11 protein-coding genes are annotated in these 17,281 nt (G+C 67.5%); 5 read left to right on the top strand and 6 right to left on the bottom strand.

Annotated elements, in window-relative coordinates; translation table 11 throughout:
• Window positions 1–4 precede the first annotated feature (4 nt).
• On the top strand, window positions 5–1,297 hold the full coding sequence (locus BCD48_RS40160; RefSeq protein WP_071053641.1) for an ABC transporter substrate-binding protein: 1,293 nt from the start codon (window positions 5–7) through the stop codon (window positions 1,295–1,297).
• Window positions 1,298–1,503: 206 nt separating this feature from the next.
• On the opposite strand, the gene BCD48_RS51760 is transcribed toward BCD48_RS40160, so the two are convergent.
• Both BCD48_RS51760 and BCD48_RS40150 read right to left on the bottom strand, forming a co-directional pair.
• Window positions 1,504–2,013: a VOC family protein gene (locus BCD48_RS51760; protein ID WP_071053640.1), complete on the bottom strand. Its 510-nt coding sequence runs from the start codon at window positions 2,011–2,013 to the stop codon at window positions 1,504–1,506.
• Window positions 2,014–2,332: 319 nt separating this feature from the next.
• Window positions 2,333–3,604, bottom strand: a complete 1,272-nt coding sequence (locus BCD48_RS40150) for an amidohydrolase family protein (RefSeq protein ID WP_071053712.1) — start codon at window positions 3,602–3,604, stop codon at window positions 2,333–2,335.
• Between the two features lie 335 nt (window positions 3,605–3,939).
• On the opposite strand from BCD48_RS40150, the gene BCD48_RS40145 reads away from it, so the two are divergent.
• A complete protein-coding gene (locus BCD48_RS40145; RefSeq protein WP_071053639.1) occupies window positions 3,940–4,908 on the top strand; it encodes an LLM class flavin-dependent oxidoreductase in 969 nt (322 codons plus the stop codon).
• A 283-nt stretch (window positions 4,909–5,191) separates the two neighbouring features.
• Entirely contained in the window at window positions 5,192–6,790 is a 1,599-nt protein-coding gene (locus BCD48_RS40140; RefSeq protein ID WP_241842357.1) for a FadR/GntR family transcriptional regulator, read from the top strand.
• Window positions 6,791–6,848: 58 nt separating this feature from the next.
• Here the strand turns inward: BCD48_RS40140 and BCD48_RS40135 are convergent, their stop codons facing one another.
• The 4 genes from BCD48_RS40135 to BCD48_RS40120 all read right to left on the bottom strand — a co-directional run bounded on the left by BCD48_RS40135 (window position 6,849) and on the right by BCD48_RS40120 (window position 14,506).
• Window positions 6,849–7,667, bottom strand: coding sequence for a TIGR03620 family F420-dependent LLM class oxidoreductase (locus tag BCD48_RS40135; RefSeq protein WP_071053638.1), 819 nt, complete (start codon window positions 7,665–7,667; stop codon window positions 6,849–6,851).
• Between the two features lie 150 nt (window positions 7,668–7,817).
• Window positions 7,818–11,615 carry an ABC transporter permease subunit gene (locus tag BCD48_RS40130; protein ID WP_131804210.1) on the bottom strand — a complete coding sequence of 1,266 codons (3,798 nt, stop codon included), beginning with the start codon at window positions 11,613–11,615 and terminating at the stop codon, window positions 7,818–7,820.
• A 1-nt stretch (window position 11,616) separates the two neighbouring features.
• The gene (locus tag BCD48_RS40125) at window positions 11,617–13,290 is read right to left on the bottom strand and encodes a type 1 periplasmic-binding domain-containing protein (protein ID WP_131804209.1); all 1,674 of its coding nucleotides are present in this window, start codon (window positions 13,288–13,290) and stop codon (window positions 11,617–11,619) included.
• Between the two features lie 778 nt (window positions 13,291–14,068).
• Window positions 14,069–14,506, bottom strand: coding sequence for a VOC family protein (locus BCD48_RS40120; RefSeq protein WP_071053635.1), 438 nt, complete (start codon window positions 14,504–14,506; stop codon window positions 14,069–14,071).
• Between the two features lie 695 nt (window positions 14,507–15,201).
• Between BCD48_RS40120 and BCD48_RS40115 the strand changes: the two genes are divergently transcribed.
• Together BCD48_RS40115 and BCD48_RS40105 are read left to right on the top strand one after the other, a co-directional pair.
• Window positions 15,202–16,485 (top strand): cytochrome P450, encoded by a 1,284-nt coding sequence (locus BCD48_RS40115; protein ID WP_071053634.1) that lies wholly within the window; start codon window positions 15,202–15,204, stop codon window positions 16,483–16,485.
• A gap of 432 nt (window positions 16,486–16,917) precedes the next feature.
• Window positions 16,918–17,223, top strand: a complete 306-nt coding sequence (locus BCD48_RS40105; protein ID WP_071053633.1) for an ABC transporter substrate-binding protein — start codon at window positions 16,918–16,920, stop codon at window positions 17,221–17,223.
• Window positions 17,224–17,281 lie beyond the last annotated feature (58 nt).

The raw sequence follows: 17,281 nt of genomic DNA, 5'->3' as shown, positions 1-17,281 counted from the left end.
CGGCATGTCACTTCCCGCGAACAACCGATTAATGAGAGCAGCTACACTCGCGGTCAGCGTCAGCGGCCTGGCCGCGTCCCTGGTCGCCTGTGGTGGCGAAGGCGCGGGCGGGGCGGGCGGGGCGGCGTGTTCGTCGACGGTGCCCGGCATCACGCCCACCGACGTCAAGGCCGGCGTCGTCTGGAACGACACAGGGCCGGGAGCCGAAACCATGCGCGCCTTCCGGGCGGGCGTGGACGCCCGCCTCCACGTTCTCGACGAGGAGGACGGCGGCGTCAACGGGCGCAAGGTCACCTACGCCTGGCGCGACGACCAGGCCGATCCCGCCCTCAACGTGCGCATGGTCCACGAGCTCCTCGACCAGGAGAAGATCTTCGGACTCATCTACGCGCCCGGCGGCGGCAGTGACTCGGCCGCGCTCCTGCAGGAACGCAACATCCCGGTGGCGGGTATCGCCAGCGACAGGGCGTGGCTCGGCATGAACAACATGTTCTCGTGGTTCTACCTCGGGAACGGCTCCAGCACCACCTTGGGCAAGTACGTCCGCGAGCAGGGCGGCACCCGCGCCGCCGTCTTCACGATCGGCGCGAGCTCCACGAGCGATAACTACGCACAGCAGGTCGTCGCGAGCCTGAAGGCAACCGGCGTCAAGATCGTCAAGGTGTTCAACGTCAGCCAGATCACGAGCTACGAGACCGTCGCCCAGCAGATCAAGGCCAACGACATCGACGCCCTCGCCGGCGTGCTGCTCCCCGACGCGGCCGCACAGCTGCTCCCCGAGCTCGCCAAGATAGGCTTCACCGTCGGCGGCGGCCTCAAGGCCGCGCTGATGCCGCTGGGCTATGACGACAACAGCCTGGCGAGATACGGCAGTTCGCTCGCCGGCGCGTCCATCCTCACCGACGTTCAGCCTTTCGAACTCGACACCGACACGCAGAAGAAGTTCAAGCAGGCGATGAGCGACTACGTCCCCGAGATCCAGCCACCGACCCAGGACCAGGCGGTGAACGGCTGGACCTCGGCTGACCTGTTCATCCGCGGCCTGCAGGCCGCCGGGAAATGCCCGACCAGGGAGTCCTTCATCTCCGGACTGCGCGCCGTCAGGAACTACGACGGCGCAGGCCTGACCGCCGACGCCAACATCGACCTGTCCACGAACTACCGCCAGACCTCCACCTGCTACTACGCCATCAAGATCAGCCCAGACGGGTCCAGGTTCCAGCCGGCCAGCAACACGGCCATCTGCGGCGACGTCATCACCCCGCAGCAGATGACCGCCCTGAACCAACAGCCCTGACGGTTCGGGGACGGCCCGGCCGGGCCCGCCCCATGAGGACGCGCCAGCCCAAACTCCGGCCGATTCCGAGGCGCCGGTGAGGTCACCAACCGGGACGGCAGCGGCGAACTGGCGCACCCGAAAACCGACAGAATGACCCTCGACTCGATGTCGATCAAGCTGAGAACACATCGACGATCTCCAGCAGCTCGACTGGCGAAACTAGGTCAGAGGCTCACCATCTCGATGGTGGGGAATCCGACGGCGCTGCAGTCCAAGTAGCACATCTTGTAAGTCGGGTGGTTCTCGAGGAAAGCGTCCTTCGACGCGCCGTCGACAGAGTCGGCTGCTGCCACAAGCGCCTCTCGCTGCATGTCGAAAACGATCTCGCACCCGGCCTTGGTGAACGCCTCGAGGTACTGGTCGAAGTCGGGGACGAGAATGCCGATGTGGTGCAGGCCTGGTCCGTAACGGGCCAGGTGGTCGCTGTAGATGTTTCCCTCGGACGTCGGCGACAGCAGCTCGATCCTCAGTGCGCCTGGCGACGCCTCGCCAGCCATTCCAGCACCGTTCGGCAGTTCAGCGATGACGTAGACACCCATCCCGAAATCCACCCGCTCAAGGTCCCTCACACCGAGCGCTCTCAGCGACGCCGTCGAATGCTCCAGGTCCCGGGTCAGGTAACAGAAGTGCGTGAAGGTGACGGGAATGTCGCCAAGTTCCTTGGGTAATTGCATGAATCCTCCAGCGGCATGGCCCATGACGCCGTTCGAATCGGCGTGACGGGTCGATGAGCTACGTGATCGTCCCGTACCGGACTCCCCGTTCGGGCGTCGGCAAGTGCCGTGGTTCCGCCAAAGACGACACCCTTCCACTGGCCCCACCGACCTTCGCGGAAAGCCCCTCGGCCAGTCCCCATACTTCACCTGGGAAGTGCCCCTCGATCTTGCGGATGATCGGACGTCAGACGCCCGTATCGTCCCAGGCCAGGGGCACTTTCCCGTCACCGGACCGGCCGGATCCGTCACATCGGCTGGAATTGGCTGAACAGCAGGGCTAGGCCCAACTCGACCCGGTGCGGAACGCGAAGCTGGCCGCTCCCTCGGGGACGGCATCGACCTGCCTCGCGAGCTCCGCCGCGGTCGGGGCGTTGATTTCGCGGGCGACGGCCTGGAGGGCCGCCCTGTCGAGGTTGTACAGCTCTATGGCGTTCTCGCCCACCATCCGCCGCGTGGACTCCTCGGGGATACCGGAGAAGCCGTTGCGAAGCGACAGCTTGGTCACCGAGGGCATGTCGGTGCCGTCGGGATAGACGAACGTGCCTTCCATGTGGGGGTAGTCGGTGCCCCACATGAGTTGTGTGGAGAAACCGCCGTCGACGGCCGCCTTGGCCTCGACCGGGGAGGTGAAGGTGGCCCCGAAGAACACGTTGCGGTCCATGTACTCGCTGGGACGCAGGGGCAGGCTCTCGACCAACTCGGGCATCATCTTACGGGCCGCGCCCATCGTCATCTCGTAGATGCCGTCGAGCTCCGCGACGAGCCAGGGCCACCAGTTGCCGGGGGACTCGGTGATCACGAGCTTGAGGCCGGGATGCCGTTCGAACACGCCTCCGAAGATCATCCACCAGATGGCCCGCCTCGACATCCAGCCGCCGGTCTCCATGGAGTGCACCATCGACAGGTACCACCCCGGGCGACGAACCTTGGCGGTCGACCCGGCGCCGATGGGCACGTGGGTCACAAGCGGGATCCCGCGCTCCTCGCACGCTGACCAGAAGGGGTCCCAATCCGAATCGGTGTACTCAAGGATGCCCTCGCGCAACGTTGGGAAGTTGACACCGCGGAGCCCGGAGTCGTGTGCGCGAACCAGCTCCGCCGTCGCAGCCTCGATGTCCCACATCGGTAAGTGGGCCAAGCCAACGTGACGATGCGGTGCCTGAGAGACGAAATCTGCCAGCCACCGGTTGTAGATCTCCTGACCAACCGCGACCAGCTCGCCCCTGTGGTCCGCGTCACCGGAGTTCGACGGCGTGAACGGGACCGGCTCGAGATTCTGACTGCCGTGGTAAAGCACACCAGCGGCGACGCCGTCGTAGTCATAGTCGGCGATCCGAGCCTTGTGGTCATAGTGGCCGGGCGTCTTGCGGTTCGGGTGGGGTGGCAGGAAGTCCGGCACCGTGTGTGCGCCGTTCGTCGTCGCGAACGCGTCGTAGTCATCAAGGTGCTTCGCTGGACAGTACTGACGGAGGTCCTCGACGAGCCTCGGCCCGACGTGCGTGTCGTTGGACACGAGGATGACCGGCTCGTCCGCCTGGTTGGCACTCATCGACTTCCCCTTCACTCGGATTCCCCTTCACTCGGACCCTGCCCGAAGCGTGGACCCGACAGCCGCGTCGATCCGGCTGTCGATGCTCGGCATCGTCCCAGATAACATGCGACTGCGTCAACTCATTTTTGGGCTGCGGGTGCCGCGCTGCCGGACGACCTCGCCATCCCGCGAAGCGCCTGGGTTAGACAGTCGACCGAGTCAACTGTATAGTCTGAGAGCCGTGTGGCCTCGGTACGTGGAGTTTCACGTGGGCCCGCGTTCCAGGACACCACGGAATCACGACGGCACCGCGCTCGAAGCACTCGATCGCTGCCGTGAGGAGGCAATCTCCGTTGAGGTTCTCGCTTCGCTTCGATTTTCGCAGTCCGGAGTTCGCCGGTGTGCCGCTCGCCGACCGTTTCGCGGCCGCGATCGAGATGGCCGTGTGGGCCGACGACCTCGGCGCCACTTCGATCCTCCTGCCCGAGCACCACGGATCGCCTGACGGGCTCCTGCCGAGCCCGCTGCCAGTCGCCGCCGCCATGGCGGCGCGGACGAAGCAGGTCCGGCTCAGCATCGCCGCCTTCATCGGGCCCTTCCATGACCCGCTGCGGCTGGCCGAGGACATCGCCGTCGTCGACCAGTTGGCGCGGGGACGCCTGGACATCATCGTCGTGGGCGGCTGGGCTCGGCACGAGTTCGACATGTTCGGTGTCGAGATGCGGGAGCGTCCCAAGCGCGTCACGGAGGTCGTGACCACCCTGAAGCAGGCGTTCACCGGCGAGCCGTTCGAGTTCCGTGGCCGAACCGTCCGGGTCACGCCCACGCCATGCCAGCCTGGTGGCCCTCCCGTCGTCATGGGTGGGGACAGCGAGGGAGCGGCCCGCCGGGCAGCGCGCATCGCCGACGGGTTCGTGCCCAGCAACCCGGGGCCCTGGGACTTCTATCGTGACGAACTCTCCAAGCTTGGAAAGCCAGACCCCGGCCCGACGGACACGGGCGACGGCAGCCATGTCACGCTCTCCGACGACCCAGAGGCGGCGTGGGAACGGCTGGGGCCGTACCTGCTCCACGATTGGAACTCGTACGTGTCGTGTTGGTTCTACGGTGCCGAGGAGACCTTCACACCGGAGACCGACGTCGCCGTACTCCGGGCGAACGGGCGATACCGGATACTCACGCCCGCCCAGTACGTCGAAGAACTGCATACCCGTTCGGACCCGTTGGTGACGCTCCACCCGATGTGCGGTGGTATTCCCCCAGAGCTGGCATGGGAGTCGCTCCGGCTGTTTGAACGCGAAGTGCGGCCCAAGTTCGCCTGATGGAGACGATCAGGTGCCGGGCTCGCCGCGGGTCCTCCAGCTGGTAAGTCCGACCGCCACCTGCCTCCATGTCGGCTACCTCACAGGCGACCTCGACCGGCCGGCTACCTGGCCCGCGACGTGCCGAGGCTCGACCATCTCGCCGACTAGGTCGCCGGCTTCACCAGTACCTCGCCTGTGAGCGCATAGACTTGGGTGTTCTCACCCTGATCGGAACCCGCGAAGAACGAAGGACGGTGCGCGTGCGCCAGTACGCTCAGCATCAGTGGCGATCGACGCATCAGTGGCGATCGACTTGATGAAGGCCACGCCGGCCCAATCGGGCTTCGCACCCACGGCCGGACGACTGGACGCTCTGCCCCGCCCGTCGTGGAATACGCCTCGCCGAACCTGGAAGACCTCGCATCTCCTGGCCGCCGATCTTCGGCGACAGATCCTGAGCGGCGAGCTGGTCGCCGACCAACGGCTCCCCACGGAATCTGACCTCACAGCGGCGCTGGAGGTCTCCCGCGAGACGCTTCGAGAGGCACTGCGGATCCTCGAGTCCGAGTCGCTCATCGAGATCCGCCGCGGCCGCAGTGGCGGCGCGGTGGTTCGCCGGCCAGGACTGGCATCGGTAGGCCGGTACGTCGCCCTGCTCCTGCAGGTCCGGAAGGCCACAGTGGCGGACCTCGAGGAGGCTCGGTCCGTCATCGAGCCGCGCGCTGCGCTGGAAGTCGCGATCCGGGCCAGCGACGACGAGCTCGACCGTCTCGTGGCGCTCCATGACGAGGAACGGCGCGCCGAAGGAGACCCTCTCTCGTTCGCGACGGCTGTCGTCGCCTTCGACCAGGCGATGACGGATGTCTGCGGCAACCGTTCCATCGCCGTCATCGCCGGCGTCCTCCGCGACATCTACGCCGGCCAGGTCTATGCGGCGGTCGGCGCCACAGATCCCCGTTCGGCGGCGCGCGTCGCCCGGACGGTGGTCGCCGGACACAGCTCGTTTCTCGACGCTGCTCTGCGACGCGATGCCACCGTCGCCAAGGAGGCATGGAGCGACTACCTCATCAATACGAGCAGGCTCGTCCTACGCAGACGCGAGAGTCGCGATCCCATCGACGTCACGCCGCTGTGGACGGCGCAGGCGACCCGGGTCGGTGAGGAGCCGACGCAACGAGCAGCGGCGGTCGTGGCGACCGAGGTCAGATGCCGGATCGCCGATGGCCGTCTTCAGGACGGGGACCGGCTGCCGCCGATCATGGAACTGGCAAAGGAGTTCGGCGTCTCCCGACCGACGCTGCGCGAAGCATTGCGGATCTTGGAGATGGAACGGCTGCTGGACCTTCGCCCCGGCGACCGTGCTGGGCCTTCGATTCGACACCCGGCCAGCGATCGCGCTGCGCAGCTCGCCGGAAACGTGCTCGAGGCTCAGCAGACGACGGTCGCGGACTTCGCCAGAGCCGTGCAGTTGATCGAGCCCGCCATGATGGAGCTTGCTGCGTCCCGTGTGAGCCGCAGTTCCCTGAAGACGCTCCGCGCCATCGAGGCCGACATGGCAGGGTGCGTCGATGACAGGCCACGGTTCGTCCAGGTCTGGCGGGACGGCATCACGGCTGCGTTCGCGAGCACGCGCAACCCCGCACTCGCGGTCGTCGCCGAGATGCTCCAGTGGGTTCGGGTTGGCATCACTGCGACCCTTACCCAGACGCCGGAGGGAGCCAGGTTCAGTCACCTGGATTGCATCCGTAGGCGACAGGCCTTCTTGGAGCTCGTCGAGGCCATGGCCACCCAGGACTCGTCCAAGGCAAGATCCGTCTGGGAGGCATTGGTCCGTCCCACGGCGGCGTACGACGAAGCGTCCGAGTTGGGTCACCTCCTGGTGGTCGACCTGATCGGGTGACGACCCGCGAGCCGAGCGGCCATGGTGTTGGCCGCTCGGCTCGCGGGTCAGCAGCCTGTCAGACACCGCGCAGTGCCTTCCACACGTCGGGATGAAGTTCACCGCCCGGCGCGACCTGGAGGCAGACGTGGTCGGCACCCGCGGCCCGGTGCTGTGCCACACGCTCGGCGATCGCGTCCACATCTCCGCAGACGAACACGGCATCGACCAGGGGATCACTGAGTGACGCGATGTCGTCGTCAGTGAAGCCCGCCCGCTTCCAGTTGTTGGCGTAGTTCGGCAACTTCGAGACCTGCGCCAGCTCCTGGCGGGCGACGTCGCGCGCCGACTTCGGGTCGCTGTCGAGCACGACGTTTTGCGCGACAGCGAGGAACCGGCCCTCGCCCAGGTTCTCCCGGGCCGTCGCCGTGTGTTCCGGCGTCACGAGGTAGAGCAGCGAGCCCGCGGTGCGCTCGCGCGCCAGCTGCTGCATCTTCGGCGAGAGGGCCGCCAGACACCGCTGCTCCCGAGGCACCTCGAGCGCGCCGAGAAACGCCTCCATCGTGGCGAGCGGCCGACCCCACGCTTCCCCGATGAGCGGCGCGTGGCTGACACCCAGGCCGAGGAGCACGCGGGACCGATGGTCGGAGGAGAGCGCGTTCCACCACGTGTTGGCTGCCTCGGCCGTCTGCATCCACACGTTCATGACACCCGTTGCCACAGTGATGGTCGAGGTCGCACGCAGCAGGGCGTCCAGCGAGTCGAAGACTGGGCCACCGAAGTCGGGAACCCACACTGCCGTGTACCCGAGCGACTCGAGCTCGGCGGCGGCGTCGGGGACCGACCCCGGGTCACCATAGCGGAGCGCCGTCGACCAAATGCCCGTTCCTGTGAGCACATTGCCCTCTTCTCTGGTGGATCGCCGCCGCCTCGCCCTTTCGCGCTGTGCGGGGCGTTGCCCTCGATAATATAGTGGACTCAGTCGACCGTATAGCGCCCGCGAGGTCAGGCGCTTCCATCAGCTGGATGCAACCTCGCGGCTCTTCGATCACCCGCCAAGTGCGCCGGAACGATAGACGGTCGCGTCGTCGGTCCCGAGGTAGCAGGCGACGACGCGGGGGTCGATGAGGACGTCGTCCGGGTTGCCCCGGGTCACGACCTGACCGAATTCGAGTGCGATGAGCTCGTCGGAGACGTCCCTCAGCAAGGGCATGTCGTGCTCGATCACGATGAGGCTGGCCCCGGTCTCCACCTGCACGCGACGCAGCAGTGGCGCGAGTGCCTCGGTCTCGCGCTGCGCGATGCCGGAGGAGGGTTCGTCGAGGAGGAGGACCGAAGGCCGGTGGGCAAAGGTGCACGCGATGTCGACGACCCGGCGGGTTCCCGTAGACAGCTCACGGATGAACTTGTCGCGGTAGGCCTCAAGGCCCATGAGCTCCACGAGCTCGGCGACTCGGGCCGCGATCTTGCGCTCGCTGTCGGCGACGCTCGGCAGGTTCAGTGCGGCGGCGACCGGGTCCTTGATCTCGATGCTCCGTTCCAGGGCCAACGCGATGGTGTCGTTCACCGTGAGGTTGGGGAACAGCCGTGCGTCCTGGAACGAGCGACCCAGGCCAAGCCGGGCGCGCCGGTCGGGACCGTAGGAGGTCACGTCGGCGCCGTTGAGGATGATGGCCCCGGAGTCCGGAACGAGATAGCCCGAGATGATGTCAAACAGCGTCGTCTTGCCGGCGCCGTTGGGGCCGATGATTCCGAGGATCTGGCCTGCTTCGAGGCGCAGCGACAGACCGTTGATGGCGAGGATGCCCCCGTAGTGCTTCGACACCTCCGCCACCTCCAGCACCGTGGACGTCGGTCCGTTGTTGCTCGTTCGACGCGGGCTCTCGGGCTGCTCAGCGTGGCCGCGCGTCGTGCCGCGAGTGGCTGCGCCTTCCATGTAGACGCTGCGAAGGAGGTCGGGCCGATGGAGGAGCTCGGCGGTGGGGCCGTGGAAGCGGACCTCGCCCTTCTCCATGTAATATGCCTCGTCCGCGATCGTGAGCGCGACGTTGACGGACTGCTCGACGAGCACGACGGTGGCGCCTTCGTCGCGGAACGTCCGCACCGCATCCATGAGCTCCGAGACGACGACGGGCGCAAGGCCGAGCGAGAGCTCGTCGATGAGGATCAGCCGCGGCTTTCGGAGGAAGCTCTGGGCGAGCGTCAGCATTTGCTGCTCGCCGCCGGAGAGGTTGCCGGCGGCAGTCGCCCACCGCCGCCGGAGCACGGGGAACCGGCCGAGGACGTCCTCCATGGCCAGGTGGGCCGAGGCGGCGTCGCCGTCCAGCCGCCATGTCGCGACGCGCAGGTTCTCGCCCACCGTCAGTGACGGGAACACGCCTCGGCCGCCGGGAACGAGCGACACACCACAGGAAGCGATCTTGGTGGCTCTTCCCCGGAGGGCCGCTCGGTCGAGCTCGATCGACCCGCGTTTGGCGCGGGTCAGGCCGGCGACCACGCGCAACAGGGTCGACTTGCCGGCGCCGTTGGTGCCGAGCAAGGCGACGATTTCGCCGGCCTGGACCTCGAAGTCCACACCGAAGAGCACCTGCACGCCGTCGTAGCCGGCGTCGAGGTTGCGCACTGCCAGCAACGGTGCTGGCTCGGCAACCCGGATCGCAGGCTGCGGCTTGGGGGGCGCCACGATCTTGCGCGTCCTCGCCGCGTCGTCCGCCGTCCTGGTTCCGGCGGCGTCGGCGATCAAGCTTGGCACCAGCAGTCCCCGCCGTCTGCCGACGGCCCGCAGTCCGATGTCGCGCACGCCGTACAGCAGCGACCCGAGCCCGTTGGGCATGAGGCCGAGTACCGCGATGAGGCCACCTCCGGTGGCCAGGACCTCGACGCCCCACTGGATCGGGCCCCGATCAGGCAGCAGGACCAGGAACCAGGTGACGCCGTTGAGGTACAGCGCGCCGATCACGGCACCGGGGACGGACCCGAGACCACCGATGACGACCATGGTGAACACCCGCAGGCTGTCGGTGATGCCGAACTGCGTCGCGTCCAACGTCTGCTGGCTGTGCACGAACAGGGCGCCGGCGACGGCTGCGAGCGCGCCTGACGCCGCGAACGCGGTGAGTGTGACGCGCGAGGCGTTGATGCCGTATGACTCCGCGGCCCGTTGGTTGTCCCGAATGCCCATCAGCGCACGCCCGGTGCGGCTTCGTCGCATCCCCCGAATCATCAACAGCGCGATGCCGACGAAGGCCAGGCAGAGGTAGTAGAAACGGCGCTCGGAGTCGATCGCCAATCGACCCAACAGCGGCAGGCGATCGATGTGGTCGTTCGGGCCGGGGAGCCAGTGGATCACATCTGTGTTCAACAGGTAGGTCGAGGTCGTCACGGCCAACGCGAACGTGGTCACCGCGAAGAACAGACCCTTGATGCGGAGCGCCGGCAACCCGACCAGGACAGCGGCCCCAGCACCACACACGGCGGCGATCAGGAACGATTCGAGCAGGTCCCAATGCCAGTGGACGGTGATGGCCCCGCTGACGCCGGCACCGATCGCCATGAAGGCGACGTGACCGAGGCTCACCTGGCCCGCCCACCCCGTGAGCACGACGAGTGACAGCCCGACGAGCATGTAGATGAGGACGAGCGCAGCGAGGTTCGTACGGCCCGGGCCCATCATCCATGGCACGGCGAGAGCCACCGCCGCAAGGGCGCCGACCACCGCCCGACGGGTCCAGCGGACCTCGGGCAGGCCCGCGAGCTCGACGGGAACCGGCCTCGCCTCGGCGACGGCGCGCCAGCTCGAAGTGTCGCTGTCCTCGACACGCGATCCGCCGCGCCGCCGCTGGAGCAGCAGCGCGCCGAGGATCACGAGAAAGATGATCGGCTCGACGAGCTGGCCGTTGCCGGTGTGCCAGAAGATCGCCTGATCGAGCATGCCGAGGCCGACGGCGGCGGCCACGATGACGCCGAGGCGCTCCATGCGCCCGATCACGGCGGCCGCGAGCGCCCGCAGGAGCGTCGCCGGTCCCGCCACCACGCCAGGCGTGCCCAGGGCCTCGCCGCCGACCCCGCTGGCGAGGAACACGCCGAGGGCCGAGAGCGTCGCGGCGACTGCCCAGACGACAGTCTGGATGCGCTCGACCGGTACGCCCAGGGTGGCCGCTCGCTCGGCGTTCTCGGCCGTCGCCCGGATCGCCAGGCCGACTCTGCTGCGGCGGAGGAAGACGAAAAGGGCGACGATCGCGACGGGGGCGGCGATCGCCGCAATCAGGTGGAAGGCGTTGAAGGTGACCGGGGAGATCGTCAGACGGAACGAGAACGGCGGCTCCACGCGGGTGAACGAGGAGCCGTCGAGCCAGTCGGCGACGAGGGCAGACAGGCCCAACAGCATCTGCGAGACCCCGATGGTCACCACCGTGAGGATGAGTCGGGGTGCCTTGAAGAACTGTCTGATCAACATGACGTAGACAACGACACCCAGCACGCCCGCCGATGCCAGGGCCAGCACGAAACCGACCGGATAGGGCCACCCGTAGTTGGCGATGAGCAGCACCATCACGGTCGCGGGAGCGACCCCCAGACCGGCCTGGGCGAAGTTGACAACGCGGTTCGCCCGGTACACGAGCGCAAGGCCGAGCGCCAGCAGCGACGACAGCAGCCCGAGAATCACGCCCTTCACGAGGACGCCTGCCGGCGCCGGCCACAGCACGCGTTGGACGGCGAGGAAGACCACGACACAGGCCAGCGCGCGGAGGACGCCGCGAACACGTGGGTCGTTCATCGCGCTGGCCAGCGTGGGCCGGACGTCCGCGCCAGCACCTGTGATCGCAGGGTCTGTTGGGGTCCTCACGTCAGCACCTGCGTTCGCAGTGTCGGTTGGGGTAGTCGGGCGCTAACTCGGCCGGCGGGATGGTGCCGAAGCTGACGACGGCTCCGCGCGGGTCGAAGGCGTTGGGCTCGCCGGATGGGATGTCATCGAGGGCAAGCCGTTTGCCCCCGTTCGCGTACTGGAACATCCCCTGTCCGGCATGGCCACTCTCGTCGATGCCCGTCGCGCCCGGGTCCCACCACACCTCCGCGACGTCCGCGACGCCCGTGTAGTTGTCGAACGGCCACTCGTTCGCGGCAGCAGGCCCGTACGACCACGTCTCGGTCGTCACGAAACTCTGCGTGGCGCCGCCGAACGCCGGGAGGTCGAACAATGCCCTCTGGAACGTCTTCGGGTTGAGGTTCGGCCCCGCCATCTGGATCCCCAGGAAGAGGTCGTAGAGCTCGCCCGGAGCGACGTGGGTGCCGAAGGACTTGGCCTGCGGCAGGCGGCCGTACTCCCACCGGAACAGCCGCTCGGGCTCGGACTCACCCTCGGTGACCGGGGGAGCGGCGATGCTGAGGCCGTACATGTGAGCGGTCTGGGCCGGATCGAGGTACCGGGCGAGCGCGGTGGTGGTGTTGTAGCCGTACGGGGTGACGACCCACTCGGGGAAGTAGTGCTGTGCGGTGGCTTCTCGCTGCGCGGTGAGCAGCGCGCTGTAGTTGATGAACGGCACCACCACGTTCACACCCTCGTCACGCAGCTTGTCGATCGCCGCCTGCGCTTGTTGCGCGGAGGTCTGCGGGTCCGCACCGTTCGTCTGGTCCGTGGCAGCGACCGCGATCTCGTCGACCATGCTCACGCCGTACTTGCCGAGCTCCTGGTTGAACAGTTTGAGCGCGTTCTGGTCCATGCCGGCGGGATACAGGAGGCCGAACTTGCGGGTGCTGGACTGCATCTCCGGATCGCCCGCCCACTGGGCGTCGTGACCCGCGAGCCGCTTGCCGACGTAGCGGGCGAGGATCGTGAGCAGCTGCTGCTCCGAGGCCGACCGCACGCCCCAGAGATACGGCGCCCGCGCCTCGTACAGCGATTGCGGAGTGTCGAAGGTCGTGAAGGTCACGATGTCGCGCGCCGCCGCCTCGTTGTCATAGGTCTGACCTGTCGTGCCCCCTGCGATCGTGGCGAAGGGCTGCTCCGACGCCACCTGGATGGCGTCGGCACGTTGACCGGCCGCGTCCTCGCCAGTACCGGTCTGGAAGCTCAACGTCACCGTGCGGCCATACGTCTCGAAGTGACGGTTGAAGAGTTTGACCCAGTCAGTGAGATCAGCCTTGATCTGGTCGGTGGTGTCGGAGATGCCCGTGCCGGGCGGTATCGACTGCGGCACCCTCACGACCAGCTTGATCTCCGTGGCAGTCACCCCGCGTGCCGTCGCGCCGCCGTTGTTGTCGTCGGCCGTCCACATCGAGACGCATGGCGGCGCGAAGAACCGGCTCGGGATCATGAGCTTGCCCGTCTCGGGATCGCAGTCTGGCGCACTCGAGGCGCCGGCCGTCGGCGCGCCGCCGGCCGCCGCGGATGTCGGCGTCGACGCCTCCTCGTCGTCCGAGTGGGTGAGCGCAGGCACCACGCCGATGAGAACGACGGCGACGGCCCCGATGACGAGGAATATCCAGTAGCGCTTGAGCACCCGGCCGAGGTTGCCTAACACGGGCTCCTTGGGAGAGTTCATTCGGGTTGCCCCTTTCCACCTGATGTCACCGTTGCTGCGGCGGCCTCTGAGGGTGCTGCCTCGTCGGGCGAGACCTGGGGCCGGGCGGGAGGTCCCTGCTGTTCAGGAGCAGGCGTCACTCGCCCGAAACTGGCTCGGTGCCGACGTCTTCAGAGGGTGCCGGCGTTCTCCCGGGAGACGGGCCCGCCGCCGCCCAGCGGCCGGGCACACCTCCCGGGGTCCCAGCGCCAGCCCGAAGGGGACCAGAGCCGGCGGGCCGGCCCGAGGCGGCTGGCGCCGGCCCGACCGAGAAAGTCCGCCCCGACACCGGACGTCGGGGATCGAAGTGGGTGGCTGTCGTGCCGCAACGGCGCCCGAGGTGGCGGCGTCGCAGTGGTATCGCATAATAGAGTTGACTCAGTAAGTTGTCTAGCGCCCGAACCGGCGCGGGACCACCTACAGCGCTTCAGCCGCCGCGGTGACACCCAGGCCAGTTCCGGCGGGATGCCGCCGCGCATCGGAGGGAGCATCGGGAACGAGTCAGTCACGGCTTGAAGCTCCTCGATGGACTGGGCCCGGCGTGAGCACCCAGTACCGCCCGCTCGCGCGAAGCACGGCAGCGTCGGTCAGTGCGAAGAGCGAATCGCGCGGAAATTTCGGACTGCGTCAACTGACTGACTCAAGTCAACTGACTGACTCAACCGGCGAGCTCCCACCTCGGGGGCAGGCGCCTCGATCGCGTAGAGTACGGTCCGCCGGTCAGTGTCGACTCCAGGCCTCAGCTGGCGACCATCTGGATGATGGGGAATCCGATGGCGCCGCAGTCCAGGTAGCACATGTCGTAGTTGGGCGCTCGGTGCTCCGTCATCGGCACGCAGCCGGCGGCTATGAGCGCGTCGAGGCAGGCGTCGAAGTCGCTGACGGTGACCCCGAGATGGTGCAGTCCCGGCCCGTACTTGGCGAGATGGTCGCTGTAGAGATTCCCCTCCTCGGTCGGCATCAGCAGCTCGACCATGATCCAGCCCGAGGCGCCGTCCACCCCCGTCGTGCCGTCCGGCACCTGGGCTATGGCGTAGATCCCGATGGAGAACTCGACCCGTTCGACGACCTTGGCGCCCAGGGCGGCGAAGGTGGCGATGGACTGCTCGAGGTCTGCCGTCACGTAGCACACATGCGTGTACGTGATCGGGATGCCTCCCAGGTCGGGTACGTTCATGGGCTCCTCCACCTCGTGGTCGTTCGGCTGGCACCGTTCAGCGAGGCGAGGCGAACCGATCCAGAAACCGCCCGATGCCGGGTCCCGCGCCGCTGCAGCAGCGTGGCCAGTTCGGGAGCTCCTCGACGATGCCAGCCTAGGCGCCCCACTCTCCGACCAACATCGGACTGCGTCAACCATTTCTCCGAAAGTTGGACACCGTGGGAGGCGGGTCGTGTCGCCGCGCCGGGGAGGTCTCGAGCCGCCCACGTCGGGTCGGTCATCAGGCGGACGACACCCGACGTCCGGTCGGTCGCCGCTCGGAACGCCTCTGGGCGTCCTCAAGCGGGAAGCGGTCAATGATCAGGTGATCCACGATCTCCGGCTCGCAGACGAGCGGTCGGGCGGCGTCCGTATCTCCTTGGCCGTCGTGGGAGCAGTATGCAGCCGACGGGATGACCCTTGTCTTCTTGCTGAACAGCAAGCCCCAGTCGAGCTCGAGCGGGGCGGCGGCCGGCGGCCGGCCGCCGGCACGACGATCGTCCCGCCAGGCGCTACCGGCTCGCCGCGGCGAAGCGAGGCTGGCCGCGCGGAACCTGCGGCGGCCGGGGCCGGACAGTGCCGCCCGCTAATCGGTGAGTGAGTCAACGGATTTGGCGATCCGTGTGCTACAGTCAGCGGCGCGTTCTCATCCGCCGCCCCACAGGAGCTGCCTGGTGACCGACTTCGACGCACTCGACTTCTTTCGCGACAACTCCTTCATCTCGGACCCGTATCCCTACTTCGACCACCTGCGTGACCGCTGCCCGGTGACCAGCGAGCCGCACCACGGCGTGATGATGGTGACGGGATGGGACGAGGCTGCCGCCGTCTACAAGGACTCGAATACGTTCTCGTCGTGCAACTCGGTCTCGGGGCCGTTCCCGGGCTTCCCGGTGCCGCTCGAGGGCGACGACGTCAGCGGCCTGATCGAGCAATACCGGCACCAGCTTCCCTTCTCGGATCAGATCACGTGCCTCGACCCGCCCGAGCACACCGACTTCCGGTCCCTGTTGATGCGGCTCCTCACGCCGAAGCGCTTGAAGGAGAACGAGGACGCCATGTGGCGGCTCGCCGACCGCCAGCTCGACGGCTTCGCCGATCAGGGCGAATGCGAATTCATCAGCATGTACTCCGCCCCGTTCACGATGGCCGTGATCGGCGACCTGCTCGGGATGCCAGAGGACGAGTGGGACCCGTGGAATACGAAGTCGCAGCAGCGGGGTGGTGAGGACTATCCGGCGATGGTCGGCAGCACGTCGATGTCCATGGAGCACTCGCCGCTCGAGTCGCTGCAAGACCAGTTCAGGGCCTACATCGAGGACCGCCGGCGTGAGCCGCGCCAGGACGTGTTGACGTCCATCGCGAACACGACCTTCCCGGACGGCACCCTCCCACCGGTGGACATCCCGGCGCGCGTCGCGACCAACCTCTTCGCCGCGGGGCAGGAGACGACGGTGCGACTCCTCGGCGCCGCGCTCCAGCGCCTCGGCGAGGATGCCGAACTGCAGCGCCTCCTGCGGAACGAGCGCGAACGCATCCCGAACTTCGTGGAGGAGGTCCTCCGCCACGAGAGCCCGGTGAAGGGCGATTTCCGGCTGGCCCGCCGAGCGACCACCATCGGTGGAGTCGAGATCGCCGCGGGGACCACAGTCATGGTTCTCAACGGTGCGGCCAGCCGCGACCCGCGCCGCTTCGAGTGCCCCGCCGAGTTCCGGGTCGATCGGCCCAACGCCCGCGAGCACTTGGCCTTCGGTCGTGGCATCCATTCATGCCCTGGGGGCCCGCTCGCCCGGGCCGAGACCAGGGTAAGTATTGAGCGCCTGTTCGACCGCACCAACGACATCCGGATCTCCGAGCGGTTTCACGGCCCGGCGGGTGATCGTCACTACGACTACTTCCCCACCTACGTCCTCCGCGGCCTGACGCAGCTGCATCTCGAATTCACGCCGGTCAGCTGACGTCAGCGGCTAGAGCCTGTTTCAAAGTTGGTCAGCGGAGCCATTCGTCGATCGCGGTGATGGTGACTGTTGCTTCGTAATGGACGGCTAGCCTGTCATAGCGGGTGGCCACGGCGCCGTGATGTTTGAGCCGGTTTTATCGACCGCGTGTCGCTGCTTGTAGGCCTGGTGGTCGAAGCGGGGGCGGCCGGCCGCCTTTCGAGCCGCGGGCACGGCGCTGGGCGGCTGGTCGGCCTTCTCCGGGATCGTGCACCCGATGCCCCGCCGGCGTAGCCAGGCGCGGTTCGCCTTCGAGCTGTATGCCTTGTCGGCCAGGACATGGTCGGTCCGGGTCCGGGGCCGGCCGGCGCCGCGCGGGGAAATGAATCCGGTCAAGCACGGTGCTAGTGAGGGATTTACATGCGCTTACGCACGTCACGGGCACCTTTAGAGGTGGCGGTCGCAATCCTCGTCGTCGTCGCGGCGACCGGCTGCTCCTCGTCGAGTGCCGGGAATGGAGCGGCCGCCGCCTGCGACTCGCCCGGGGTCACACCGGGCCAGGTGACGCTCGGGTTCGTCTATCCCGGCTCGGGGGCGTCCAATTCGGCGCTGTCCTCGGCACGAGCCGGGATAGACGCCAGGATCGGCCTCGCGAACGACGAAGGCGGTGTGCATGGCCGACGGATCGCCTACGAGTGGCGAGACGACGAGGGCTCCGGGACCAATGCCGTGAAGCTTAAGTCGATCTTGGATGGCTGATCTTCCGCTGTTGCTGGCCGGCGGGTTGGTACGGCGTGGCGGCGTGGCATCTGTGCTG

This window comes from Pseudofrankia coriaricola, assembly GCF_001854805.1.
GTDB lineage: Bacteria > Actinomycetota > Actinomycetes > Frankiales > Frankiaceae > Pseudofrankia.
Note: the sequence above shows the minus strand (reverse complement) of the source record. Positions and strands in the feature narration are given on the sequence as shown.

Bases quoted from the DNA above. Each gene is read 5' to 3' on its own strand.
- BCD48_RS51760 (WP_071053640.1), bottom strand. From the start codon at position 2,013: ATGCAATTACCCAAGGAACTTGGCGACATTCCCGTCACCTTCACGCAC.
- BCD48_RS40160 (WP_071053641.1), top strand. From the start codon at position 5: ATGTCACTTCCCGCGAACAACCGATTAATGAGAGCAGCTACACTCGCG.
- BCD48_RS40120 (WP_071053635.1), bottom strand. From the start codon at position 14,506: ATGAACGTACCCGACCTGGGAGGCATCCCGATCACGTACACGCATGTG.
- BCD48_RS40150 (WP_071053712.1), bottom strand. From the start codon at position 3,604: ATGAGTGCCAACCAGGCGGACGAGCCGGTCATCCTCGTGTCCAACGAC.